At 44.2% G+C, this 25,082-nt stretch carries 23 protein-coding genes; 16 read left to right on the top strand and 7 right to left on the bottom strand.

Annotated elements, in window-relative coordinates; translation table 11 throughout:
- Positions 1-76: 76 nt before the first annotated feature.
- Complete coding sequence (locus GLV98_RS11510) at positions 77-565, bottom strand: hypothetical protein (protein WP_160915232.1); 489 nt, start codon at positions 563-565, stop codon at positions 77-79.
- Positions 566-768: 203 nt separating this feature from the next.
- Between GLV98_RS11510 and GLV98_RS11505 the strand changes: the two genes are divergently transcribed.
- Complete coding sequence (locus GLV98_RS11505) at positions 769-2,142, top strand: alkaline phosphatase (RefSeq protein ID WP_272917295.1); 1,374 nt, start codon at positions 769-771, stop codon at positions 2,140-2,142.
- Between the two features lie 66 nt (positions 2,143-2,208).
- On the top strand, positions 2,209-2,865 hold the full coding sequence (locus tag GLV98_RS11500) for a hypothetical protein (protein WP_160915230.1): 657 nt from the start codon (positions 2,209-2,211) through the stop codon (positions 2,863-2,865).
- A 95-nt stretch (positions 2,866-2,960) separates the two neighbouring features.
- Here the strand turns inward: GLV98_RS11500 and GLV98_RS11495 are convergent, their stop codons facing one another.
- Positions 2,961-3,824: an SDR family oxidoreductase gene (locus tag GLV98_RS11495; RefSeq protein WP_160915228.1), complete on the bottom strand. Its 864-nt coding sequence runs from the start codon at positions 3,822-3,824 to the stop codon at positions 2,961-2,963.
- 226 nt (positions 3,825-4,050) lie between these two features.
- Here GLV98_RS11495 and GLV98_RS11490 point away from each other — a divergent pair, with 226 nt between their 5' ends.
- The 11 genes from GLV98_RS11490 (at position 4,051) to GLV98_RS11440 (ending at position 18,560) form a co-directional block, all read left to right on the top strand.
- On the top strand, positions 4,051-5,523 hold the full coding sequence (locus tag GLV98_RS11490) for a CoA-acylating methylmalonate-semialdehyde dehydrogenase (RefSeq protein WP_160915226.1): 1,473 nt from the start codon (positions 4,051-4,053) through the stop codon (positions 5,521-5,523).
- Between the two features lie 295 nt (positions 5,524-5,818).
- Positions 5,819-6,709 (top strand): nitrilase-related carbon-nitrogen hydrolase, encoded by an 891-nt coding sequence (locus GLV98_RS11485; RefSeq protein ID WP_160915224.1) that lies wholly within the window; start codon positions 5,819-5,821, stop codon positions 6,707-6,709.
- Between the two features lie 130 nt (positions 6,710-6,839).
- On the top strand, positions 6,840-8,249 hold the full coding sequence (locus tag GLV98_RS11480) for an NAD(P)-dependent oxidoreductase (protein WP_160915221.1): 1,410 nt from the start codon (positions 6,840-6,842) through the stop codon (positions 8,247-8,249).
- A complete protein-coding gene (gene preA / locus GLV98_RS11475; RefSeq protein ID WP_160915219.1) occupies positions 8,237-9,523 on the top strand; it encodes an NAD-dependent dihydropyrimidine dehydrogenase subunit PreA in 1,287 nt (428 codons plus the stop codon). Before GLV98_RS11480 ends, preA begins: the two co-directional genes overlap by 13 nt.
- 18 nt (positions 9,524-9,541) lie before the next feature.
- The gene (hydA, locus tag GLV98_RS11470) at positions 9,542-10,957 is read left to right on the top strand and encodes a dihydropyrimidinase (RefSeq protein WP_160915217.1); all 1,416 of its coding nucleotides are present in this window, start codon (positions 9,542-9,544) and stop codon (positions 10,955-10,957) included.
- A gap of 92 nt (positions 10,958-11,049) precedes the next feature.
- The gene (locus tag GLV98_RS11465; protein WP_160915215.1) at positions 11,050-12,543 is read left to right on the top strand and encodes an NCS1 family transporter; all 1,494 of its coding nucleotides are present in this window, start codon (positions 11,050-11,052) and stop codon (positions 12,541-12,543) included.
- A gap of 15 nt (positions 12,544-12,558) precedes the next feature.
- On the top strand, positions 12,559-12,795 hold the full coding sequence (locus GLV98_RS11460; RefSeq protein WP_160912088.1) for a hypothetical protein: 237 nt from the start codon (positions 12,559-12,561) through the stop codon (positions 12,793-12,795).
- 444 nt (positions 12,796-13,239) lie between these two features.
- Complete coding sequence (locus GLV98_RS11455) at positions 13,240-14,826, top strand: PucR family transcriptional regulator (RefSeq protein ID WP_160915212.1); 1,587 nt, start codon at positions 13,240-13,242, stop codon at positions 14,824-14,826.
- A gap of 868 nt (positions 14,827-15,694) precedes the next feature.
- Complete coding sequence (locus GLV98_RS11450) at positions 15,695-17,035, top strand: aminotransferase (RefSeq protein ID WP_160915211.1); 1,341 nt, start codon at positions 15,695-15,697, stop codon at positions 17,033-17,035.
- A 21-nt stretch (positions 17,036-17,056) separates the two neighbouring features.
- Positions 17,057-18,190 (top strand): alanine dehydrogenase, encoded by a 1,134-nt coding sequence (gene ald / locus GLV98_RS11445; protein WP_160915209.1) that lies wholly within the window; start codon positions 17,057-17,059, stop codon positions 18,188-18,190.
- A gap of 121 nt (positions 18,191-18,311) precedes the next feature.
- The gene (locus GLV98_RS11440) at positions 18,312-18,560 is read left to right on the top strand and encodes a phage holin family protein (RefSeq protein WP_160915207.1); all 249 of its coding nucleotides are present in this window, start codon (positions 18,312-18,314) and stop codon (positions 18,558-18,560) included.
- Positions 18,561-18,593: 33 nt separating this feature from the next.
- Here GLV98_RS11440 and GLV98_RS11435 read toward each other — a convergent pair whose 3' ends face one another.
- The 3 genes from GLV98_RS11435 to GLV98_RS11425 all read right to left on the bottom strand — a co-directional run bounded on the left by GLV98_RS11435 (position 18,594) and on the right by GLV98_RS11425 (position 20,262).
- Positions 18,594-19,406, bottom strand: a complete 813-nt coding sequence (locus GLV98_RS11435; protein WP_160915204.1) for an undecaprenyl-diphosphate phosphatase — start codon at positions 19,404-19,406, stop codon at positions 18,594-18,596.
- Positions 19,397-20,014 carry a DedA family protein gene (locus tag GLV98_RS11430; protein ID WP_160915202.1) on the bottom strand — a complete coding sequence of 206 codons (618 nt, stop codon included), beginning with the start codon at positions 20,012-20,014 and terminating at the stop codon, positions 19,397-19,399. Before GLV98_RS11430 ends, GLV98_RS11435 begins: the two co-directional genes overlap by 10 nt.
- Before the next feature lie 65 nt (positions 20,015-20,079).
- Positions 20,080-20,262: a hypothetical protein gene (locus GLV98_RS11425; protein WP_160915200.1), complete on the bottom strand. Its 183-nt coding sequence runs from the start codon at positions 20,260-20,262 to the stop codon at positions 20,080-20,082.
- Between the two features lie 269 nt (positions 20,263-20,531).
- Between GLV98_RS11425 and ccmA the strand changes: the two genes are divergently transcribed.
- From ccmA to GLV98_RS11410, 3 genes are read left to right on the top strand one after another with little or no spacing between them, the layout of a single operon-like run.
- Positions 20,532-21,245: a heme ABC exporter ATP-binding protein CcmA gene (gene ccmA, locus GLV98_RS11420; protein WP_160915353.1), complete on the top strand. Its 714-nt coding sequence runs from the start codon at positions 20,532-20,534 to the stop codon at positions 21,243-21,245.
- Positions 21,242-22,252, top strand: coding sequence for an ABC transporter permease (locus tag GLV98_RS11415; RefSeq protein WP_160915198.1), 1,011 nt, complete (start codon positions 21,242-21,244; stop codon positions 22,250-22,252). Before ccmA ends, GLV98_RS11415 begins: the two co-directional genes overlap by 4 nt.
- 32 nt (positions 22,253-22,284) lie before the next feature.
- On the top strand, positions 22,285-22,944 hold the full coding sequence (locus GLV98_RS11410) for a TetR/AcrR family transcriptional regulator (protein ID WP_160915195.1): 660 nt from the start codon (positions 22,285-22,287) through the stop codon (positions 22,942-22,944).
- Positions 22,945-23,065: 121 nt separating this feature from the next.
- Here GLV98_RS11410 and GLV98_RS11405 read toward each other — a convergent pair whose 3' ends face one another.
- Positions 23,066-23,509, bottom strand: a complete 444-nt coding sequence (locus GLV98_RS11405) for an excalibur calcium-binding domain-containing protein (RefSeq protein ID WP_160915193.1) — start codon at positions 23,507-23,509, stop codon at positions 23,066-23,068.
- Positions 23,510-23,728: 219 nt separating this feature from the next.
- Entirely contained in the window at positions 23,729-24,814 is a 1,086-nt protein-coding gene (gene rlmN, locus GLV98_RS11400; RefSeq protein WP_160915191.1) for a 23S rRNA (adenine(2503)-C(2))-methyltransferase RlmN, read from the bottom strand.
- Positions 24,815-25,082 lie beyond the last annotated feature (268 nt).

Here is a 25,082-nt window from a genome sequence, read left to right as displayed (position 1 = left end):
TCATTTTTGACTAGTGTGTGACCGTCCATTATGTACTCCTGTTTGCCATGAAAATCCTCCGATAGTGAATGGGGGGTTAATCAACGAGGACTAACCAGTGATCATCTTTTAATGCAACAGGTGGGTACTTAAAAATGTTCTTATATACAGCCTTCATTTCATCGTACAGTTTTTTTGAATGTATGGTTCTCAAGTATTTGTCCGGATTGTCATTGAACGATTGGAGCTTATGTAAATCAAGTCCGATTTTATAGGAGTAGAAGCGGTCAGAGGATCGTAAGAAAGATTTTTCTGTTGGTTCCTCATCACTTTGGGCTAGCGGATGTTTACTGTGGACCCTTATTTTTCTTGACGTCTTATTATCCTCCTCAAGTTCCTCGCTTACGTCGTAAAACTTCCTGAAGGGTGCTACCGAATCACTGTCGATATAACTGGTACGGAAACTGAACTCTACGGCTCCTTGCTCACCAGATACGACACAAAAAGCGAGATATGTACACTTATCTGCCAATCCTCGGTCAACCTCTTCCTTATTACTAAAGCAGTGACAAAAGCTCTTGGTCATGATTACACACCCTTTTCGATTAGATTTTGACCTATTATACCATGCTTAACAGATCTTCCGGTGAAAATTAACTTCCGACATAAAGACCTATTCCTATTGACTTAATTTGTGAATTTACGCTAGATTTACAGTTTATTAATCAATGATTCATATACCCCGAGTAATATGCGTATTGCATCGACATATTATGAGGAGGAATAAAGTTGTTCAGCAAAAAGTATATGAAAAAATTATTGCCTGTGGCTCTATCTACATCTCTAATTCTAGGAGGCTCTGCTTTTACTTTTAACGAAGAGGCTCTTGCAAAACCTAAAGAGGATAAAGGAAAGGTAGAGAACATTATTTTTCTAATCGGGGATGGCATGGGCCCTAACTATACATCCGCTTACCGTTACTTCAAGGATGATCCTGCTACTCCTTATACGGAAAACACGGCATTTGATGAACATTTAATTGGCATGCAGGAGACCTATTCCTGGGATCCGGAAGAGAGCATTACGGATTCCGCTGCGGCTGCAACTTCAATGGCAGCTGGAATTAAAACCTACAACAATGCAATTGCGGTGGATATGGAGAAGAATGAAGTGAAAACTGCTCTCGAGTTGGCGAAAGAAAAAGGTAAAGCAACAGGCCTTGTAGCGACATCCCAAGTGAATCACGCTACACCTGCTTCCTTCGGTGCTCATGATGAATCCCGTCACAACTACAACGATATCGCTGATGATTACTTTGATGAAAAAGTAAACGGTGAACATAAGATTGATGTGTTGCTCGGTGGAGGTACTTCTTATTTTAAAAGGGAAGACCGTGACCTGACTAATGATTTCCAGAAAGATGGATACAGCTATGTGGAATCTCGTGAGGAACTTATGGAAGATTCCAATGATCAAATTGTTGGTTTGTTCGCTCCTAAAGGAATGGACAAGATGATTGACCGTTCTTCAGATGCACCTTCTTTGGAAGATATGACTTCTTCCGCATTGAACAGGCTGAGCAAGGACAAAGATGGTTTCTTCCTGATGGTTGAAGGCAGTCAGATCGACTGGGCGGGTCATGATAATGATGCGGTAGCTGCGATGAGTGATATGCAGGACTTTGAAGCTGCTTATGAAGAAGCGATCAAGTTTGCAAAGAACAATAAGAATACATTGGTTGTTACGACAGCAGACCACTCTACAGGTGGAATGACCATGGGTCGGGATGGAGAATATCAGTGGAATCCTGAACCTTTGAAAGCAGCTAAACGTACACCTGACTTTATGGCTGCAGAGATTTCAGAAGGAGCAGAAGTCGAGGCAACGTTAGAGCAGTATGTGGATCTTGAGTTGACGGACGATGAAATTCAATCCGTGAAAGATGCGGCAGAAAATGGATCGGTGACAGAGATTGATAATGCGATTGAGCATATTTTCGATATTCGCTCCGGTACAGGTTGGACAACAGGCGGCCATACAGGAGAAGATGTGATTGTGTACGGTTATGGACCTCAGTCTCAACAATTCGCTGGACTTCATGATAACCACGAAGTTGGACAAAAGATCATGAAGTTGATGGAGAATGGAAAGATGAAAAAGTAGGAACATAAATAACTGAAAAAGCTTCCCTTCCATAGGGAGGCTTTTTTAGAAAAGGAGAGATAAACGTTGAAACGTTTGCTGTTATTATTGAGTTTAACCATTTCCATTATCCTCGCCGGGTGTTCAAATCAGGTGGCTGGAGAAAAAAATGAAGCGGAGAATCAACCTCCTTTATTTGAAATCCCAGAACAAACGAAATATAAAAACAATCCTCAAGCGCCCGATGATCAGGATTTAAAGGAAGTAGGGGATCAGGTAGAAGATATGGATGGCCGGTTAATTCTTAAAGCTATGAAAGAAATGGAGAAGTTTAGAGAAGTTGGATCGGTCCAAATGGCGGTAAAGGACGTGAAAGTGCTCAATTATTCTCCATCGCCTGATTTGGTGGATTATTTCCATGCTTATACACATAATGAAAGCAATTTTAATTATATCAAGTTTACCGTCGCTATAAAAAATACGGGAGCTCAGCCAGTGAACTTAGCGCCAGTGGAAGTCTTGAAGACGAATACCGGGGAGAAGTTGGGATTCAATGACGACTTTTATTTGGAAAAGCTAAGAGGAGATTACGAACCAGGTGAAACACGAGTAGGGCAAATGGGATTCGTCCTTGAACAGGATTGGGAAGAATTAGAGACTGTGATAATTGAGACCAGTGATGTTTTGGATGAGGAAGGGAACTCGTTGGCAGAAGGAGAAAAAATAGAAGTCGAATGGGAATAAACCTTTACGTCCGGCGAACAATAGAATAGAAAAAACAAGCGGTCCTCCATCTTCTTAAGGTGTAGGGACCGCTTATTTTTGTTGTTTATCATGCGTTACCCGTTTACAGGTATTCCACCATTCACGTGGATCATTTGACCTGTCACGTAGCTAGAATCATTACTTGCTAAATAGACATAAGCAGGAGCGAGCTCATACGGTTGCCCCGGACGCCCCATGGGATTTGTAGAACCGAATTCCGCCACTTTTTGTTTATCAAAACTTGCAGGGATCAATGGTGTCCAAATGGGTCCAGGTGCGACGCCGTTCACACGGATGCCTTTACTTACTAAGGACTTGGCGAGAGAACGTGTGAATGTGGTAATGGCTCCTTTCGTTGAAGAATAGTCAATCAACTGCTCGTTCCCCTCATAAGCGGTAACCGAAGAGGTGTTAATGATGGTGCTTCCTTTTTGTAGGTGAGGGATAATCGTTTTAGCCATATATACATAAGAAAAGAAATTCACGCGAAAGGTCTTTTCAAGCTGTTGATTCGTTATATCCATGAGGTCTTTTTGCGGGAATTGCATCGCTGCATTATTTACGAGAACATCAATCTTTCCAAAGTCTTTCTTAATTCGTTGGACGGTTTCTTCACAAAACTCTGCACTCCCAATATCTCCATTATAAAGATGGCATGTACGGCCTTCACCTTCGATTAACTGTTTTGTCTTCTCCGCATCATCCTGTTCGTTAAGGAATAAGACAGCAACGTCCGCGCCTTCCTTGGCGAAGTAAAGGCTTACGGCACGCCCAATCCCACTGTCTCCCCCAGTAATCACAGCAACCTTACCTTTTAACTTTTCGCTTCCTTTATAGTTTGAATCCACATATTCCGGAAGTGGTTTCATCTCATGTTCAAAACCTGGTTGCCGCTCCTGATACTGCTTCGGTTGTATTTCCTTCTTTTGATTGCTCATCAGAACCCTCCTATATGTAAAATACTGGATGATCTGGTCACCCAGTATTAGGATGCCCAGGTCATCCAGTATTATCCAAATACCGACAACACCTCCTCAAAAGGTCATTGTGTCAAAATGGGAGGTTCTTGTTTTGACATTTCGTCCATTGATGTAGGAATTTTCTGAATTTATAATATATTTTGAAGGGTGTAAAGGAACAGAATCTACGAGTAGAGGTGAAAAAATGGAGACAACTTTCTCAAAGAAGAATCAGGTAACCATTCAGAACTTCATTGGAGGCGAGTGGGTTTCGTCGGAAAGCGGGCAAGTGGAGGACGTACCCAATCCTGCAACAGGAGAGATCATTGCCCAAGTTCCCATTTCATCGAAAGAGGATGTAGATAAAGCGGTTCAATCAGCGAGAGAGGCATTCAAAACTTGGAAAAAAGTTCCGGTTCCGAAACGGGCCAGAGTGATGTTCAAGTATCATCAGTTATTAGTAGAAAATCGTGAGGAGTTGGCGAAAGCACTCACCCAGGAAAATGGAAAGACCATGAAAGATGCGACAGGAGAAGTGCAGCGAGGCATTGAATGTGTCGAATTCGCAGCCGGCGCTCCAAGTCTTATGATGGGCGACGTTCTTCCAGATATTGCGGAAGGCATCGACTCTGGCATGTACCGCTATCCGGTCGGGGTCGTGGGGGGAATCACACCATTCAATTTCCCGATGATGGTGCCCTTATGGATGTTCCCACTTGCAATCGTGTGCGGGAATACATTTGTATTAAAACCATCCGAACGCACGCCGATCCTTGCGAAAATGCTCGTCGAGCTGATTCATGAAGCGGGTCTTCCAAAGGGCGTCCTCAACGTCGTCAATGGTGCGCATGACGTTGTAAACGGATTGCTTGAGCATGACGAAGTCGACGCGATCTCCTTCGTTGGTTCCCAGCCTGTTGCGGAATATGTGTACAAAACGGCTGCCAACCACGGCAAGCGAGTCCAAGCTCTCGCTGGAGCCAAGAACCACTCTATCGTTCTTCCGGACTGTAACTTAGACAAGTCGGTCGAAGGAATCATCAATGCCGCTTTCGGAAGCGCGGGCGAACGTTGCATGGCTTGTTCTGTTGTCGTAGCCGTCGGCGATGTAGCTGATGACCTTGTCGCCAAATTAAAAGAAGCGGCAGACCAACTGAACGTAGGAAATGGTTTAGATGAAGAAACAAATCTCGGACCATTGATCCGTGACACCCACCGCGAGCGTGTTCTCGGATATATCGAAGCTGGGGAGCAGGATAATGCTAAGCTCGTCCGTGATGGTCGTGTAGAACTGCGTGAGAATGAGTCTGGTTATTTCCTTGGTGCGACGATTTTTGACTACGTCACCGACGAGATGAAAATTTGGAAAGATGAGATTTTTGCTCCTGTTCTTAGTATTGTTCGTGCCGATACGCTCGATGAAGCGATTGAAACGTCCAATAAATCTGAATTTGCCAATGGTGCTGTCATATACACGACAAGCGGAAAGGCCGTTCAACAGTTCAGAGAAGAGATGGATGCCGGAATGCTTGGTGTCAACGTCAACGTTCCTGCCCCGATGGCGTTCTTCCCGTTCTCTGGAAACAAGAAGTCCTTCTATGGCGATCTCCATGCTAACGGTAAAGATGGACTCAACTTCTATACAAAGCGTAAAATGCTGACACAACGCTGGTACTAAAATTTATAAGTGCGCGGGATTTTCAACATTTCGCGCACTTCCCACTATCGTATCCACAAATTCCCTGCCAACCTTACAAAAAATCTAAACACAGAAAGCAACATTTAACATTATGTATAATGGAATTTTTCAATTTTTCATGTAAAGTAAAATTAGTTATTTAAAAATTCAGTAAATAAAGAAAATTCAATCATCAAATATAGGAGGTGAGTCTTACTTTAAGAAATCAAAACCTTGGGGGATTTGGTTTCAAGTGGAAGGACAATAAAAAAGGATTACATAAGGAGGAATTATAGTGTCTGATAAAGTCCAGATTGGTTTAATCCAAGCTTCGCATGATGTGGATGGAAGTGAGCCTGTAGAGGTTCATAAACAGCACTCCATCGAAAAACATATCAAACTCGTAAAAGAAGCAGCGGAAAAAGGGGCGCAGATCATCTGCCTTCAAGAGATTTTCTATGGGCCGTACTTTTGTTCAGAACAAAATCCGAAGTGGTACGACTCAGCAGAAGAAATTCCAAATGGTCCTACCACCATACGTTTCCAAGAACTTGCGAAAGAATTGGGTGTCGTCATTGTTCTTCCTATCTATGAAAAAGAGGGGATTTCGACGTACTATAACACAGCGGCTGTCATCGATGCAGATGGCTCTTATCTAGGAAAATACCGCAAACACCACATTCCACAAGTCGCTGTCGGTGACAAAGGGCACGGGTTCTGGGAGAAATATTACTTCAAGCCAGGAAACCTCGGTTATCCTGTATTCGATACAGCCTTTGCCAAAGTCGGTGTCTATATCTGTTATGATCGCCACTTCCCTGAGGGTGCTAGATTGCTTGGGTTGAACGGGGCAGAAGTGGTCTTTAACCCATCAGCAACTGTAGCTGGACTTTCTGAGTACCTATGGAAACTGGAGCAGCCTGCTCATGCCGTAGCAAACGGGTATTACCTTGGTGCCATCAACCGTGTCGGTTATGAAGGACCGTGGAACATGGGTGAATTTTATGGACAGTCCTATCTGGTCGACCCGCGCGGGAACTTCGTTGCAACCGCAAGCCGTGATCAAGACGAAGTCCTCGTTGCAGAAATGGACAAGAAGTTTATCCGTGAAGTACGTGACACCTGGCAGTTCTATCGTGACCGCCGTCCGGAAACTTACGAAAACATGGTTGAGCTTCTCCCTTAAACCCTATCCATCAGACACAAAGTAGAAGTTCTGCATAGAGCAAAAGAAAATGAACCATTTTCTCTATGTGGAACTTTTTTATTAAGAGGCCTACCTAAAAGCCTCTCTTTTATTAAAGGAGGGAAACACCTTGACCCAGTTAAAGAGCAAAGGAATTTCATTAGAAAATTTGAAGGTGAACTTCGAGGAAGTCCATGACGGGCTGAATGCTCAGGAAGCGATGGAAGAATCGAACCGCTGTTTATATTGTTACGATGCTCCTTGTATCCAGGCTTGTCCCACAGGCATCGATATCCCGAAATTCATCAAGAAGATCGCATCCGGGAACTTGAAAGGATCGGCAACGACGATTATGTCGTCCAACCCTGTCGGAGCGACCTGCGCCCGTGTTTGTCCAACGGAAGAATTGTGCGAAGGGGCCTGTGTTTTGAACCATTCCACGGAACCGATCTTAATTGGAGATTTACAACGATTCGCAACAGATTGGGCAATTAAAAACGAACAATTATTGTTCAAGCCCGGTAAGAAAAATGGGAAAAAAGTTGCGGTTGTCGGCGGTGGACCTGCCGGGTTATCGGCAGCCAGAGAACTCGCCAGGTTCGGTTATGACGTGACGATTTTTGAGGCTGAAGCTGAAGCGGGTGGCCTTGATACTTACGGGATTGTGTCTTTCCGTCTTCCACAGGATATTTCTCGCTGGGAAGTCGATCAAGTCGAAAAGTTGGATGTTGAAATCCGCACCAATACGCGTGTAGGCACAGATGTTTCTTTTGAAGAGTTGACCAATGATTATGACTCGATCGTTCTGACGATCGGTATGGGGAATGTTCCGATGCTCGGCATTGATGGAGAGGATCTGGATGGTGTGCATGACGCGATAGATTTTGTGAAAAGTACGAAGTCTGGGCCGATCACCGATGAACTTCTTGGGGAAAATGTCGTCGTTGTCGGTGCTGGAAACACAGCCATTGATGCAGCGACCTGCGCCGCTCGAAAAGGTGCGGGCGATGTGAAGATCGTCTACCGCCGGACGAGGAATGAAATGACCGCGTATGAGTTTGAATATGACTTTGCTAAGCAGGATGATGTCGAATTCAACTGGCTTACACAACCTGTTGAAATCATTGGTGATGAAAATGGGAAAGTCACACACCTGAAATGTGTGAAGATGGCCCTCGGTGAACCGGATGCGGATGGCCGCCGCCGACCTTCTCCTGTTGAAAACTCTGAATTTGTTATGGAAGTGGATGCTGTCATTAAAGCCATTGGTCAAAGCCGTTATACCGATCTTATTGAAGGGTTTGGGCTGGATCATGAGGGTGGCGTTGTCACAGTCAATCCAGAAACATTGCAAACATCCAATCCGAAAGTTTTTTCAGCGGGGGATGTCATCTTTGCCAAAGGGCAGGGTGAAGCGATGGTTGTAACAGCCGCCCAACAAGGAAAAGAAGCAGCGATGGCGATCCACAAACAACTGGCACCTGAACCGACGAATGCCTATAAATCTTTCAACAAGGAGGAACATACATGGCTGACTTAAGTTTGAATCTTGCAGGAATCAAATCTCCGAATCCATACTGGCTCGCCTCTGCGCCTCCGACAAACTCGGGCTACCAGGTCCAGCGCGCATTTGAAGCAGGGTGGGGCGGGGCCGTTTGGAAAACGCTAGGTGAACCAATCTTAAACGTATCCTCCCGTTTTGCGGCCGTAGGGTTTAATGGAAAACAAGTGGCTGGTTTCAATAATATTGAGCTGATCACAGACCGTCCATTAGAAGTGAACTTGAAAGAAATTTACGAAACGAAAAAAAGGTTTCCTGACCATGCGATCATTGCTTCATTGATGGTTGAACCGACACAGGAAAAATGGCATGAAATCGTCAAACGTGTCGAAGACGTCGGGGTGGATGGGCTGGAGTTGAACTTCGGCTGTCCGCACGGGATGGCGGAACGCGGCATGGGGGCAGCCTCCGGGCAGGTTCCAGAGCTTGTTGAGAAGCAGACGATGTGGGCGAAAGAAGTCGCGCAAACGCCCGTCATCGTAAAACTCACACCGAACATTACTGACATTACTTTCACAGCGGAAGCTGCCGTCAATGGCGGCGCGGATGCGGTCAGTATGATTAATACGATCAACAGCCTTGCTGGGGTCGATATCGATTCATGGGATACGATTCCGAACGTAGCTGGGAAAGGAGCTCACGGTGGTTACTGTGGTCCTGCCGTTAAGCCCATTGCATTGAACATGGTAGCTGAATGTGCTCGTCATCCGAAAATCAATGTTCCGATATCTGGAATGGGTGGCGTATCGAGTTGGAGAGAGGCTGTCGAGTTTATGCTCATGGGTGCAACAGGGGTCCAAGTCTGTACAGCTGCGATGCACCACGGATTTAGCATCATTGAGGATATGGTCGATGGCCTCGACAATTATCTTGATGAAAAAGGCATTGATTCCGTCATGGATCTTGTCGGAAAGTCTGTAGAGAAGTACAGCGACTGGGGCAATTTAGACCTCAATCACCAGGTCGTTGCTCAAATCAATAATGATGTATGCATCAACTGTAACAAGTGCCATATCGCATGTGAAGATACTTCTCACCAGTGTATCGATATGTTGAAAGATGCCAATGGCAACGACATTCTGAAAGTTCGTGAAGAAGATTGTGTCGGGTGTAACCTTTGCAGCATCGTCTGCCCGGTAGATGGCGCGATCGACATGGTGGAGTACGCGAACGGCAAGCCACCGATGACATGGAATGAAAGGCAAGCAGCCATTGGTGCAGCGTCCTCTTGTGATGTCAATTTAATTAAATAAATGGTATGGAGGGATTAGATGAAGAAAATCATCAAAAATGGAACGATTGTCACAGCTGCTGATACGTACAAAGCGGATATTCTCATCGAAAATGAAAAGATTGCTTTGATCGGACAGAATTTGACCGATCCTGCAGCGGAAGTGGTGGATGCAGAAGGGAATTACATTTTCCCTGGAGGCATCGACCCACACACTCACCTCGAGATGCCGTTTGGTGGGACAGTGAGTAAGGATGACTTTGAAACGGGTACCATTGCTGCTGCTCACGGTGGGACAACCACGGTCATAGACTTTTGCCTCACAGACAAAGGAAAGCCACTACAGAACTCCATTGATCAGTGGCATGCGAAATCAAAGGACAAGTCCGTCATCGATTACAGTTTTCATTTGATGATTGGCGAAATGAACGATGATGTCCTTGAACAGCTGCCAAGTGTTATTGAAGACGAAGGGATTACTTCATTCAAAGTTTTCATGGCCTATAAAAATGTGTTCCAGGCAGATGACGGCACGCTTTTCCGTACATTAGAACAAGCGAAGAAACTGGGCGCCTTAGTCATGGTCCATGCGGAAAACGGGGATGTAATCGATCATTTAGTTAATAAAGCATTGGAAGCGGGACAAACCGATCCGATTTATCATGCATTGACGCGTCCGCCTGAAGTAGAAGGTGAAGCGACGGGGCGTGCAGCAGAATTAACAGGACTTGCCGACTCCCAGTTATATGTGGTTCATGTGACGTGTGAAGAAGCGGTGGAGGCCATCGCGAAAGCACGCAAAAAAGGCTATAACGTGATGGGTGAAACGTGCCCGCAATACTTGGTTCTCGATCAAAGTTACTTAGAAAAGCCAGACTTCGAAGGCGCGAAGTATGTGTGGTCGCCACCACTTCGTGAAAAGCACCACCAGGATGTATTATGGAAGGCCCTTAAAACAGGGGACCTGCAAACGCTTGGTTCCGATCAATGCTCCTTTGACTTTAAAGGTCAGAAAGATTTAGGAAAAGGAGACTTCACAAAGATTCCGAACGGCGGTCCGATCATCGAAGATCGCGTTAGCATCCTTTTCTCTGAAGGGGTGAAAAAGGGAAGAATTTCTCTGAACGAGTTTGTAAACATAACGTCCACGAAAATTGCAAAGACATTCGGACTGTTCCCACAAAAAGGTACGATATCGGTCGGCGCAGATGCGGATATCGTCATCTTCGACCCGAATGTGGAACGCACGATTTCTGTTGAAACGAGTCACATGGCTGCCGACTACAATCCTTTTGAAGGAATGAAAGTGACCGGACAACCGATCAGTGTATTATCCCGTGGTGACTTTGTCATCCAGAATAAAGAATTTGTCGGTAAACTCGGCAAAGGAAACTACTTGAAACGTTCCCGTTACGGGGAATTGACATCCTCCAAAGAAGAACTTTATCAGAAGTAACCTGTCCGTATGCCATGGATTGTAGGCTGCCTCGCTTCATTGAAAGCCAGGCAGCCTTTTAAAAAACAGGTATAGGTAGGAGGAGTCCATATATGGACAAAAAGACAAATCATTTGATGTCCCCGGATTTAATGCCCATCCCTCACAATGAGAAAAAAATCAGTACCTTAGGTTTTTCGTTTATGTGGGTCGGAATGGCTGTCGTACTGGCAGCATTCGCTATCGGTGGAGCAGGGGTACAGGAAATATCCTTGATCTGGGTCGTTCTTGGTACTTTGGTGGGAACGATTCTAATCGGTCTAGCGATTTCTGTGACGGCTGATATTGGAATCGAACATGGGATATCTTTCCCAGTTTATATGAGGGCACCTTTTGGGACGATAGGTACCCATTTTCCATCTGTCGTGCGCGGGGTTGCTGCATCGATGTGGTTCGGGATTAATACGTTCTTCGGTTCAACTGCCATTAATGGAATTTTAAACATTTTATTCGGTTTTGATAATTGGTTTGTATGTTATATTCTCTTTGCTCTATTTCAATTATTTAACACGGCCTTAGGCATCAAAGCGGTAGAGAAGTTCGCTGACCTAGCTGCCCCGATCATTATTTTGATTGGAGTATGGATGTATTTTACCCTCGCTGGAACAGCTTCTGAACAGGGGAAAGACATATGGACTTGGGTGGAAAGCCCTGTCACCGGAGGCGCGGCTTTTACAGCTTTCGTTGTCGTCGTTGTTGGGAATATGGGATATTGGTCAACGCTCGCAGCTGATATATCCTCCATTTCTCGCTTTATAAAAGCACCGAAACTGGAACGTAATTGGGTGAAAAGAAACAAAGGGGCTCTTGTAGGAAGTCTTGTGGCACTGCCTTTAACACAAACCTTCATCGTTGTTCTTGGTGCCGTATCTTACATTGCTGTATCCAACTTTGACCCTGTCGTTGCTTTACAGGAATCAGCCAGCGGACTAGTCCTTGGTATTCTTCTATTAATGATCGTTCTTGCCCAATGGTCGACAAACGTGTCAGCGAACATCGTACCTGCGGCCACTATTTTCTCTAATGTCGGAGGACCGAAACTGCCATTTTGGGCAGGGGTTTTTATCGCAGGGCTTGTAGGAACAGTCATCCAACCATGGAGTATCTTCAACTTATTGATTCCCGTATTATTGATTGCGGCAGCCATTCTCTCTGTCATCGTAGGGATCATTTTCGCCGATTACTACTTATTGAGGAAGCGGAGAATGAACGTCCACGATTTGTATAAACAAGGTGGTCAATTCCGGTATGACGGAGGAGTCAACTGGGCTGGAATCATTTCATGGGTCATCGGAAGTGCCTTCGCCTATACGTTCTCAACCTATTCTTTCTTCGTCGGATTTGGCGTAGGAGCGCTATGTTATTACTTATTAGCCAAACATTGGTATTTCAAAAAGCATCCCCAGGCAGAAATTGATAACCCAAGTGATGATGAATATCTCGGCATAACCGTCGGTCGTGACTGGGTCATCGGAGAAAAATTCGTAGAAGAAAAGCTGGGGCGTAAGACAGGTACAGAAGGATCCACAAGGAAAATAGATGCATAAGAAGGAGGAATTTGAATGTCTGACCATCGCGAGTTTGAAGCAGAACGCGAAAAGATCGATTTTTTATTGGAGCAGGGCTATGTCATAAGTGGAGTCACTGAAAATTTAAGTGGAGCATTCGTTGAGTTTCAATATAAAGGAAACGAATCTGATAAAAGTGAAAAGGAACGGCTCCACATCCTGCACCCGGATACGAGGAAGTATTTCTCTACCATTCTCGTCCAGCAACAGAAAAAACAGAGTGTGAAATAGAAGAAAGAGGATTGGCCCCTGCCAATCCTCTTTCTTCTATTTCATCTATATCTTTCACATAAGCTCCCTATTCTTGAAAACTCAGTTTCGAGATGTTTGCTGAGTGGAAGGGGGCTTCGGGGAATAGCTCGCTTTCCGCGGGAGCGCGGTGAGCCTCCTCGGACTGCGTCCTGTGGGAAGTGCGTGGTAGATGAGACCCCGCAGAGCGTTAGCTCGAGGAGGCTCATCACTCGCCCACGGAAAGCGAACCTTTTCCCGGAGCCTCTAAACTCCAACAAAAGTCTCGAAATCAAGTCTTACACAATCCTGCCAGTTTGTTGAAGATCGTTGAATATTGGAGGAGGTGTTAGATTCACTAGGACTATTAAACTTTTTTGTAAGAAAATCTCACAATCTATTAGATTTTTCTGAAAAATTGTTGTACTTTAAAAGAGGGGTCATTCAATGAACGAACACATGTCGATTGAAAACATCCTGAAAAGGGACCATTTCGCTTCAGCTGAAATTATTGCTGGTCGTAAGGGGATCGACCGGCTGGTCAAATGGGTTCACGTTTATGAAATGATCGAAGTGAGAAAGAATTTGAAAGGTGGGGAGCTTGTCCTTTCGACAGGATTTGGCTGGAAGGATGATCATGAGCTTTTTCTCCATTTATTAAAACAATTAATCGAAAAAGAAGTAGCCGGAATTTGTATCGAGATCGGGAGTTTCGTTGATTACATAAGCCAGGAAGCGATTGAGTATGCGGAAGCCAACGATTTTCCGATTATCTTATTCCGGAAAGAAGTTTCTTTTGTGGAAATTACTCAAGATATTCATGCGGATCTCATCAATCAGCAATACGAGTTCATTACGAATTTAGAAGATTATTCGCAGCGGTTGAATAAACGGTTATTATCGATTGATAACTACTTTGAGATCCTAAAAAACTTGCAGCAATATGTTAATTGCCAGCTCGTCTATATTGCCAAGGATCATACGGTCGTCACAATCCCCGCCTTGAGAGAGAAAGAACGCGAGCAAATATTGATGGAGCTTAGCAAGCCGGAAACCGGTTCGAGAAGAGTTTTAAAACAACCGGTCCAAGTATTTGATCGGGAATTTGCTAATATTTACTTACTGTCCAACCGGAGGGAGTTCGGTGAATTCGAGTCTTTATTATTGGACCGAACGGGAACCGCTCTTGCTCAGTATTTATTAAGGGAACTTTATACGGAAGAAAAAAGAAAAGCAAAAGAAACGGAGTGGCTGACCGAGTGGTTGCAGGGAGAGCATGAAGAAGAGGAGATACGTGACAGACTTGCGATTTACAAACTGGACAAATCCGTAAAAGGCGCCATTGTCCTCACCATCAAGTTGAACATGGTGGACAGACAAAAATCCAATCCAGACGTCACTTATATGAACATGCTCATCCACAATATTTTTGACCAGAACGGCTATTATGTATTTCCTGTAGAGAAGCGACATCAGCTGACGTTCATTCTGCTGAATAGAAAAGAAGCCGAAGATTGGAAGAATCGGGTCAAACGCGGGGTCGAGCGACTGCAGAAAATCAGCCTCTTGAATGATTCATGTATATCATCATTTCAAATCGCTGTTGGTAAATACGTGAAAGACCTCTGCAAATTGCATGAAAGCTTTCAAACAGCACAGGAAACCTTAACCCTCCAGGAAAAGCTTCCGGAAAGTCAGTCCAAATTCTTTTACGATGACTTACACATGTATCGATTGATTTCACTCGTCCATCAGCACAGCAATCTTGACGGGTTAGTTGAAGAGTACTTAGAACCGATTATCAAGTATGACGAAAAGAATAACACGAACCTCCTTGAGACATTAAGGGTCTATTTGGCATGCAATGGATCTAAAAAAGAAACCGCTTCCAAAGTTTTTGTCGTCCGCCAGACGTTATATCACCGCCTGGAAAAGTTAGAAAAGCTGCTGGGATCTGATTTCATGGAATGTGAAAAAAGGCAGGTCATCGAGTTTGCGCTTCTAGCCTATGAATACCAAAGAGCCGTCACCTGACCATGCGCTCTCAAACACTTATTCGCTTTCCGAATAAGTGTTTTTCTATCACCCTTTTTCAACTAAAGCTCCCGATTGTGGAAGACTCAGTTTCGAGAGGTATCGGGGTTCGTTGCCGTGTTGGGCGTTAGGTTGGTTGGGAAGCTACTCGTCCAGCTCCATCGCCCAGACACTCGCGTCATAAGCCGAACAGCAAAGGAATGAAAAGGCACATTCCGTTGCTATTCGGCTTATGCCAGTCGTGTCTACCAGGGCGATTCCGCATTTGAACACTTTCCTGTGGGGGAGTGGCGAGCTTCCTCGGACTACGTCCTGCGGGATCTCGCCTATCTCCTTCTCCCACGGGAGTCTCGCAGCTTCCCAACCACCCCATTCGATATAGTGGAGAAACGAACCCCTTCGCACAGTAGAACAGTCTTCCACTGTCCATGTGGTGTACGCAGGAATCTCTCTATATCAAGCATTAGGAATCCAATTCCTGGCACCTGTACTAAAAACTACTCATCTCCATCAGTTGAAAATGAGTTGATTCCAGAAGTGATTTCGAGACACTCACATGGCAAAGGGGCGGAGGGGAATGGGGAGACTCCCTGCGGGAAGAGAGTGCTAGGAGAGACCCCACAGGACGCAGTCCGAGGAGGCTCACCGCGCTCCCGCGGAAAGCGACTCATTCCCCTCCGCCCCAACCCTCATAACACAAGTCTTGAAATCAAGTCTTACACAATCCTGCCAGATTGTTGAATAAGCGCTGTTGTCATTATGTGAAAGTGGGGAGATGACTGTTTGACACAATGTCTAATGAAAGCGCGTCTTAAATGTTAGATAATTAAGATAATTCTAACAAAAGACCATTGAGGAGGAATCTCCGGTGACTAAAGCTGATGTAAAAAGCGAAATGCTCTCAAAGGACGAGAAGTATGTATGGCACTCCATGAAACCCTATAAGCCTGATGCAACCATGGTAGCGAAAAGTGCGAAAGGTTCTTGGATCACCGATATAGATGGTAACCGATATTTGGATGCGATGTCAGGCTTATGGTGTGTAAATGTTGGCTATGGGCGAGAAGAGCTTGCGAAAGCAGCATACGAACAGATCAAGGACCTTTCTTATATGCCGCTTACACAGAGTCATGAAGCAGCGATTCAATTAGGTGAAAAAATCAATCAGCTACTTGGTGATGATTATGTAATCTTTTTCTCAAACAGTGGATCGGAAGCAAATGAAGCTGCTTTTAAAATGGTTCGACAATATCATCAGCAAAAAGGAGATCATTACCGTACGAAGTTTATCTCAAGGTATCGAGCTTATCATGGAAACTCCACTAGCTCGTTAGCTGCTACGGGTCAAGCGCAGCGCAAATACAAGTATGAACCTCTCGGCCCCGGATTTTTGCATGTGGCTCCACCTGATGAATACCGGAATGAACATAGTGAAAAAGACCGCTTTGGAGCAAAGGAAATCGATGATGTGATGACTTGGGAATATAGTGAATCGATTGCTGGTGTCATCATGGAGCCGATCATTACAGGCGGCGGTGTTATTGTACCGCCAGAGCAGTATATGAAAGAGGTTCAAGCCGTTTGTGAAAAACACGGAGCCCTCATGATCGTGGATGAAGTGATTTGCGGGTTCGGGCGTACGGGTAAGCCGTTCGGTTTTATGAACTATGGGGGGAAGCCGGATATCATTACGATGGCGAAAGGGATTACAAGTGCTTATCTTCCTCTTTCAGCTACGGCAGTCAAACGGGAAGTCTATGAAGCGTTCTGCGGAGATGATACGTATGACTTTTTCCGTCATATTAATACATTCGGAGGTCATCCAGCAGCTTGCGCAGTTGCACTTAAGAATATTGAAATTATGGAAAGAGAAAACTTGTTTGAGCGTTCGCGTGATTTGGGAGAGACAGCAATAAATGACTTGAACAACCGACTTCAGAACCATAACCATGTGGGCAATGTTAGAGGGAAGGGCTTACTCATTGGTATAGAGATGGTGGAAAGCAAAGTAACAAAGGAACCATTAGCTGTTGAGAAAGTGAACCAAATCATCGCCTATTGTAAAGACAAAGGAATACTGATTGGGAAAAATGGGATGACAGTGGCTGGATACAACAATGTCATTACTCTATCTCCTCCTTTGTCTATCGAAGAAGAGGATTTGACTTTCTTGCTGGATACTGTGGTAGAAGCGATTCAGTCGATATGACCTTGATAGGAGGTTCCTTGTATGCGGATAGGGATACCAAAAGAAATTAAAAATAATGAAAACCGTGTAGCCATCACTCCTGCTGGTGCGGTGAATTTAATTAATGAAGGACATGAAGTATTTTTAGAGTCAAAAGCCGGGGAACGTTCAGGTTTTTCTAATCAACAATATGAAGAAGTCGGAGTGAAGATTGTAGATACGGCTACAGAAGCGTGGGCTCAGCAGATGGTCTTGAAGGTTAAAGAGCCGCTTGCCGAAGAGTATAGCTACTTTTATGAGGGATTAATTTTATTTACGTATCTGCATCTTGCAGCAGATGAAGAATTGACAAAAGCACTGGCAGAGAAAAAAGTGGTCGCCATCGCTTATGAAACGGTTCAGGCTGAAAATGGATCGCTTCCCCTGCTTACACCAATGAGTGAAGTGGCAGGAAGGATGGCTACACAAAAAGGCGCACAATATTTAGAGCGCACTCATGGTGGAAAAGGGATTCTTCTCGGCGGAGTACCGGGCGTGAAGCGTGGGAAGGTGGCGATTATCGGTGGCGGTGTTGTAGGAACGAACGCTGCTAAAATCGCAATTGGTCTAGGCGCAGACGTGACAATGATTGACCTCAGCCCAGATCGCCTCAGGCAGCTGGATGATATCTTCGGCTCCTCCATCAACACGCTCATGTCGAACCCATTGAATTTGAGTGAAGCTGTTAAGGAGTCGGATTTGGTCATCGGTGCGGTTTTGATTCCAGGGGCCAAAGCTCCCAAACTCGTGACCGAAGATATGGTGAAGTCGATGAGTCGGGGAAGTGTCATCATTGACGTTGCGGTCGATCAGGGAGGCATTGTCGAAACCGTCGACCACGTCACGACACATGACGATCCGACTTATGTGAAACATGGAGTTGTCCATTATGCGGTCGGCAATATGCCGGGAGCTGTTCCGCAAACATCCACTCTTGCACTGACGAATGTTACGGTTCCTTATGCGATTCAGATTGCGAACAAAGGTTTTCAAAAAGCATGCATCGAAAACACGGCCTTACTAAAAGGTGTGAATGTCGTAAATGGCAGTGTGACTTACCGCGAAGTGGCAGAAGCTCATGGGCTGGACTATATGGAAGTCGAGAAAGCCCTAGGACCGAAATCATTCGTTTCATAAGAGATGAACGCGTCTCGTCCCTTAGAAGGGCGGGACGTATTTTTTTGCAGGGAGTACTTCAAACCTTGACCCATGAATAACATGGAATAAGCTCTTATTCTATATTAAAGGAGATCAATCCATGGATTTCATGACGGACTTCACTCCTTATGCAGGACTTGCTGTATTGTTGTATGCGATGAGGCAGACGAAGAGAGTGCCAAACCGATACATTCCCATCATCGCTGTCGTTTTAGGTGTCGCTTTTTCCTATTGGCAGCAGGGCATCTCTCCATCAGCAACGGTGGAAGGGTTGAAATATGCTTTGCTTGGCATCGGTACCGTGGCAGGGGTTAAGTATTTTTTAGAGAAAAAAGAAGATGGCGAATAGGACTGAGCTCTTATAGCTTGGTCCTTTTTTAACTTAAAAATATAGAAAACAAATAACTACAATTAATAGGAAACGGTAGATCGCGAATGGAATTAATTTCACATGATTGATCAGTTTCAGAAAGAACCGAATGGAGAGAAGAGCGAAAAGAAATGCACTTAGGAAGCCGACGGCAAAATAAGGAATAGCCGTCCATTGGAAATAGGAAAGGTTATTTACAATGGACAGACTACTTGCTCCCAGCATAATCGGGACAGCCATGATGAAAGTGAAATCTGCAGCGGCTCTGTGACTCAATCCCATTAAAACCCCTGCAGATATCGTAGCACCAGACCTAGAGAAGCCGGGCCATAAGGATAAACATTGAAACATACCGATCGTGAAAGCTTGTCTATGATTGATTTGGTCAACACTTTCCTTCCATTCTTTTGGCTGATGTAAATCAGCTGCTATCATGAACACAGCTCCTGCACCCAATCCGATTAACACGGTTTCGAGCATGAATAAATGCTCATCTATGAAATCTTCAAAAAGGAAACCTAAAATGGCAGCAGGGAGGAGTCCTGTGATGATATGGGACCATTTTAATCGAGCACGTTTACTTTTCTGCGAGGATAGTAAGAGTTCTCTAAATCGGTCCCGGAAAATGACAACGACGGCAAGAATAGATCCTAGCTGAATGAACACTTTAAACGTATTCGCAACATAGTCTCCCAGAAACAAGTCCGTCTTCAGCCACATTTCATCAACCAGAATCATGTGCCCTGTTGAAGAAACGGGTGCAAACTCTGTCAAACCTTCAAACATTCCAAGAATGACGACTTTAATAAACTCCATCATCTCCATAAGCGAACACCTTTTCCTTTACGCATCCACCAAATAGTAAAAAAAGCAACCGCGATGATGATGACATATGTCCATATCGAGTAAACCTTCATATAGTGCACAATATCGCGCCACGAATCTCCGAGGACGGCCCCCGTGTAGATCAGAGCTGAATTCCAAATCAAACTTCCCGAAAAGGTAAGGAAAATAAACGGGAGGATGGAGAAACGGGCCATTCCTGCAGGTATGGAAATGAAACTTCTGACAAGTGGAAGCATACGGCAAAAAAAGACGGCCCAGTACCCATATGTTTCAAACCAATGGAAAGCTTTGTTCACATCTGCTTTTGTTAGGCGCAGATATTTCCCGTGACGTTCCACCCATGTTTCCAATTTCTCTCTGCTGATGGACATCCCGATTCCATACAACAGAAGGGAGCCGGTCAAAGAACCCGAGGTCGCATAAATGATCACAGCTGTCATCGTTAAATCCGTCCTTACAGTCATAAAACCACTAAGCGGCAGAACAACTTCCGATGGAATTGGGGGAAAGAGGTTTTCGATTGCCATCAATGCATAAACCCCCAGATACCCGAACTGTTCCATCATCCAAATGATCCATTCTTCCATGAACTTCTCCTCCAAAAGATGATCGATGTATTGTATCGAACAAGCTTCCAAAATAGAACCTGAAATCAGTTTGTAAATATGTCTTTAAGCGTATCGGTATTCAACATACTCCAACTGAATTCAATGGAATAGGCACTCCAGTCCGCACCTGCCAGCCATCCTGCCAAAAAAATGGCTCCAAAAAAAGAAGCGAGCGTTATTCCTGAAAAAAGATAATAGAGGGAGTCGCGATCATCATGGTTTTTCAACGTTTTACCCCTTTCATTAATTGCGAACAGACATTCCCTTGTGATTGAGAATATTATAGCAGTTGAGAATGTGGATAGATATCTAATATTAAATAATGATTGAACAGAATAAACCGTTCTTTCGGTAATGATCATACCTTCCTGGAAAAGCACGCTTCAAGGTAATTAGTAACGAAGGGAGAGAAATATTTCTTCCTTTACATGTTCACAAAGCGATGTATAATAAAAAGTGAGTAATCACTCACTCAGGAGGGGTTAAATTGAATTCTATGGTTGAAATGAAGAGTGTCATCCATCGTTATGGTAAAGTCACCATCATTGATCAGGTGGATCTTTCCATACAGAAAGGTGAGATTTTTGGATTGTTGGGCCCTTCAGGGGCAGGAAAAACCACGCTTGTAAAGTTGATCGCAGGTATTCTAAAACCTACAGAAGGAACCATTTCCCTTGATGGGGAATCTTTGAGGCACCTTTCTCAGATGAAAGGTTTTGGTTTCATGGCGCAGTCGGATGCATTATATCAAGAGTTGACGGCATGGGAGAATCTTGATTTTTTTGCTTCCATTTATCACCTACCAAGAAAAAAGAGAAAGGAAAGAATCAGGGAAGTACTTGAAATGGTTGACCTATCTTCTTCGAAAGACCAGCCTTTCGAAACATTTTCTGGAGGGATGAAAAGGCGGTTGTCCTTAGCTGCAGCTCTTGTCCATGAACCGGAAATGATCATCCTTGATGAACCAACGGTTGGCATTGATCCGGTTTTGCGGCAGTCGATTTGGAACGAACTTAATGATTTGAAGCATAAGGGAGTTACGATCATTGTTACCACACATGTCATGGATGAGGCGGAGAAATGTGATCGTCTAGCTCTGCTTAGAAACGGGGAAATGATAGCCATGGATACTCCAGAAATGTTGAAGGAAAAGGTGAATGTGCCATCTATGGAAGACGTGTTTTTACATTACGGAGGTGAAACAACATGAATACCTTCCATGTAATGAAAAGAATCCTTCTCCAATTCAGACGGGATAAAAGAAGTGTAGCTCTGATGGTGGTGGCTCCGCTCCTTGTTTTGTCACTCATGTGGATGGTACTGGATCATGATGAATCCAACCTGGAACTAGGAGCCGTCGACGTTCCAGAATCCATGCTTGAAAAATTGTCGTCGGATACCCTTGTCGTTGAAACGCTGTCTTCTTCTAAAGCACAAGAAAAGCTGGATGAGGGGACGTTGGATGCTGTGCTGTATTTTGAAAATCAGGAAATATCCCTGGTTCTAGAGGGAAGTGATCCAAACACTGCTGGAGCAATTCAAAAAGAATTGCAATCTTTAAGTGCGAATCAGCAAAGTCCAATAAACGTGGAGTACTACCATGGCTCAGAGGAACTCGGGTTATTTGATTATGTGGGACCTGTCCTCATCGGTTTTTTCGTCTTTTTCTTCGTATTTATCGTAGGCGGAGTTTCTTTTTTAAGAGAACGTACACAGGGCACATTGGAACGATTGTTGGCTACACCCATCAGACGGTCTGAAATCGTGTTCGGTTATCTGGCAGGGTTTGGACTGTTCACGGTCCTTCAGTCACTTGTTATTGCTTCTTTTTCCATTTACATCCTGGGGGTGTTCATGGATGGGAATTTCTTTTATGTGCTCATTGTCACTATTTTACTCGCTCTCACAGCTTTAAGCCTTGGTACATTGGTATCAGCTTTTGCTAAGAATGAATTTCAGATGATTCAATTCATCCCTTTGATCATTGTCCCCCAGGTGTTCTTCTCCGGTTTATTCCCAACAGAGGGACTGGGAATATGGATACAGGTTATTGGACAGATGATGCCTTTAACGTATGGGGCAGAAGCTATGAGAGAGATTATGCTGCGTGAAGCTTCTTTCGCGGATATCCAACTGGAAGTTTATATTCTACTCGGGTTTACGGTGCTTTTCACGACATTGAATATATTCGCATTGAAGAAGCATCGGCGTTTATAATGGGAGAATGGACGCTTTAGGAGGATGGATGAATGACTGACTTTAAGAAAATGGTGGAAACGTTAGAACAGACGACAGAAAAAGATCGGAAGTTAACACCGAAACAGGAACAAATATTAAAAGCTGCCGTAGAGATTTTTGCGGAAAAAGGGTATGCTTCATCTTCCACCAGTGAAATTGCAGCAAAAGCGAATGTGGCTGAAGGAACCATTTTCCGTCATTATAAAACGAAGAAAGAGCTCTTGATTTCTATCGTGACCCCATTCATGACGAAATTCACTTTGCCGTTTTTTGCATCCCATTTTGCCCATGAAGTTTTTGAGGAGCCTCCGGAGGGTTTGGAAAGTTTATTGCGGACTCTATTGAAGAATCGGTTTGAATTTGCCAAAGAGAATGCTCCGCTCTTGCGCATTGTGATGCAGGAAATGGCTTTTCATCCCGAGCTTCAGGGAAAATTTCAGGAAGTGTTTCTCGAAGAGATATTCCCGAAATTCGAAGAGGCATTGAATCAATTGAAAGAAAAAGGAAAACTTGTAGAAATCCCGAATGCTTCCATCATACGTATGATTATCTCTTCCGTGGTCGGTTTTCTGGTCACCCGTTTCATCATCGCACCTGATTTAAACTGGGAGGATGAAAAGGAAATCGATTATACGATTGACTTCATTATGCATGGATTAGCAAAGAAATAATGACAGGTCTATCCTACCAATGGATAGACCTGTTTTGCTCTAAAGAATAGGTGAGAAAATCAAAAGCAAAAAATAAGCGAACCATTTAAGGTTCGCTGAAGAGGGGGATGGTTAAGATGCTTTAATTTTCCCTACGTACAAACAACAGTCCGCCACTTAATAAAAACAGCCCCATTCCGAGTAACGCATATGTAGCATACGGCGTTGCGGTTTCTGGAAGCTCTCCACCTTCTTCGTCAGAGGATTCTTCATTTGTTCCACTCTCTTCAGAATCATCCATTGCCTCTTCATCCATTGCTTCTTCATCTGCTGCTTCTGAATCACCAGAGCCATCATCCGATGAGCTCCCGCTTAAGCTTTCGCATGGTGTCCCATCTTTGTCGCGGTCTAAACCATCTGGATCGTTGTTTTCGTCATATCCATTTTCTTCCCAATACTGCTCAGCTTCAGCTGTAGAATCAAAGTCGCTGCAATCTTTGTCTCCGTCATGACTATCCGCACTTACAATCCCAGCACTGCCAAAGGCTAGAGTGAAAGCGAACAGAATAGATAAGAATTTTCTCATCCTGGAAAAACTCCTTTTTGATAGATTCCCATCACCCCTTGGATATTTTTGTATACCCTTCTATTACCTATATTTTTACATATAAAACCAATTTTTTGCTTTTATCTGAAGATATTTTCAGCAGTGGTAAGGAATAAGAGGTGAATGGGGACATAGAAGAGAAGCCACTAGAAAAAGTTTTAAGAATGAAAAAAAGCATGAGGCCGGGGCCTCATGCTTTTAGTTCGTTGGCATCTTTTTCTTTTTGCGTGCTTTTTCTTTTTCAATCTGCTTACTGCGTAACTGTCCGCAGGCAGCATCAATGTCAGTCCCGTGTTCTGTACGGACTCCGCATTTGATTCCGCGGTCCATCAATGTTTGGTAGAACGTGAGAATCGCTTCTTTTTCGCTTCGTTCATAAGGGTTGTCAGCGACCGGGTTATATGGAATCAAGTTGACGTAGGATAGGTGCCTTTTATCCTTCAACAAGTCCGCAAGCTCTTCCGCTTCCTTCTTATGGTCATTGACGTCTTTCAGTAAAATATACTCGAAGGTAATCCGGCGGTTCGTTTTTTCCAGATAGTAATCAATGGCCGGCATCAGTTTTTCGAGTGGATAGGCACGGTTGATTTTCATAATTTTGGTACGCAGTTCATTGTTTGGTGCATGAATGGAAAGGGCCAGATTAATCTGGATGCCTTCGTCTGCGAACTCATACATTTTCGGTGCAATTCCACTTGTGGATACGGTGATGTGACGCGCTCCAATGGAAAGACCTTTTTGATCGTTCACGACCTTCAAGAAATCAATCAGGTTTTCGTAGTTATCGAACGGTTCACCAATTCCCATGACAACGATGTGGCTGACGCGTTCGTCATTCCCTTGTTGATCCAGGTGCTGTTGGACCTGCATGATCTGTTCAACAATCTCACCACTGGAAAGGTCTCGGTTTTTACGGAGAATTCCACTCGCGCAGAAGGAGCAGCCAATGTTGCAGCCGACCTGTGTCGTCACACACACGGATAACCCGTAGTTGAACCGCATCAGTACCGTCTCAATTACGTTCCCATCATCCAATTTAAATAAGAACTTGACGGTTCCGTCCTTTGATTCTTGCTTTATTTCTTCAGAAAGTGTCTCAATCGTAAAATGTTCTTCGAGAACATCGATGCACGATTGGTTCACGTTTTTCATTTGTGAAAAATCTGTTACACGCTTTTGGTAGAGCCAGTCCCAAATTTGCTTGGAGCGGAACTTTTTCTCCCCATGATCTATAAGCCAATCTGTCAGTTGGTCAAACGTCAATCCGTAAATGGATCGTTTCATAAATACGCTCCTCTTTAAAAAAAATCGCTATTTCTATCATACTCGAAATAGAAGAAGGAAACAACAGGATGAGGAATGTTGGAATTTTACAAACATTTGAAGGAGGGTGAGCTTTCTTTACGAAGTCCTTGATGAAAAAAGTAAAAGGAAGACGAAAAGGTGGGAAGGGGATGATAACGGCGAGACAGCACTTCGATCTTCGGGACATTTGCGTAATGGATTCATACTGAGCCTATCGATGCAGTTTTCGGCAATTTGATTACCTTTT

The sequence above is a fragment of the Halobacillus litoralis genome (assembly GCF_009856415.1).
GTDB classification, from domain to species: Bacteria; Bacillota; Bacilli; order Bacillales; family Halobacillaceae; genus Halobacillus; species Halobacillus litoralis_C.
The sequence above is the reverse complement of the archived record's forward strand: the minus strand, read 5'-3'. Positions and strand labels throughout refer to the sequence as shown.

Bases quoted from the DNA above. Each gene is read 5' to 3' on its own strand.
- GLV98_RS11455 (WP_160915212.1), top strand. From the start codon at position 13,240: ATGAACGAACACATGTCGATTGAAAACATCCTGAAAAGGGACCATTTC.
- hydA (WP_160915217.1), top strand. From the start codon at position 9,542: ATGAAGAAAATCATCAAAAATGGAACGATTGTCACAGCTGCTGATACG.
- GLV98_RS11435 (WP_160915204.1), bottom strand. From the start codon at position 19,406: ATGGAGATGATGGAGTTTATTAAAGTCGTCATTCTTGGAATGTTTGAA.
- ccmA (WP_160915353.1), top strand. From the start codon at position 20,532: ATGGTTGAAATGAAGAGTGTCATCCATCGTTATGGTAAAGTCACCATC.
- GLV98_RS11405 (WP_160915193.1), bottom strand. From the start codon at position 23,509: ATGAGAAAATTCTTATCTATTCTGTTCGCTTTCACTCTAGCCTTTGGC.
- GLV98_RS11465 (WP_160915215.1), top strand. From the start codon at position 11,050: ATGGACAAAAAGACAAATCATTTGATGTCCCCGGATTTAATGCCCATC.
- rlmN (WP_160915191.1), bottom strand. From the start codon at position 24,814: ATGAAACGATCCATTTACGGATTGACGTTTGACCAACTGACAGATTGG.
- GLV98_RS11510 (WP_160915232.1), bottom strand. From the start codon at position 565: ATGACCAAGAGCTTTTGTCACTGCTTTAGTAATAAGGAAGAGGTTGAC.
- GLV98_RS11460 (WP_160912088.1), top strand. From the start codon at position 12,559: ATGTCTGACCATCGCGAGTTTGAAGCAGAACGCGAAAAGATCGATTTT.
- preA (WP_160915219.1), top strand. From the start codon at position 8,237: ATGGCTGACTTAAGTTTGAATCTTGCAGGAATCAAATCTCCGAATCCA.
- GLV98_RS11410 (WP_160915195.1), top strand. From the start codon at position 22,285: ATGACTGACTTTAAGAAAATGGTGGAAACGTTAGAACAGACGACAGAA.
- GLV98_RS11415 (WP_160915198.1), top strand. From the start codon at position 21,242: ATGAATACCTTCCATGTAATGAAAAGAATCCTTCTCCAATTCAGACGG.
- GLV98_RS11490 (WP_160915226.1), top strand. From the start codon at position 4,051: ATGGAGACAACTTTCTCAAAGAAGAATCAGGTAACCATTCAGAACTTC.
- ald (WP_160915209.1), top strand. From the start codon at position 17,057: ATGCGGATAGGGATACCAAAAGAAATTAAAAATAATGAAAACCGTGTA.
- GLV98_RS11495 (WP_160915228.1), bottom strand. From the start codon at position 3,824: ATGAGCAATCAAAAGAAGGAAATACAACCGAAGCAGTATCAGGAGCGG.
- GLV98_RS11430 (WP_160915202.1), bottom strand. From the start codon at position 20,014: ATGGAAGAATGGATCATTTGGATGATGGAACAGTTCGGGTATCTGGGG.
- GLV98_RS11440 (WP_160915207.1), top strand. From the start codon at position 18,312: ATGGATTTCATGACGGACTTCACTCCTTATGCAGGACTTGCTGTATTG.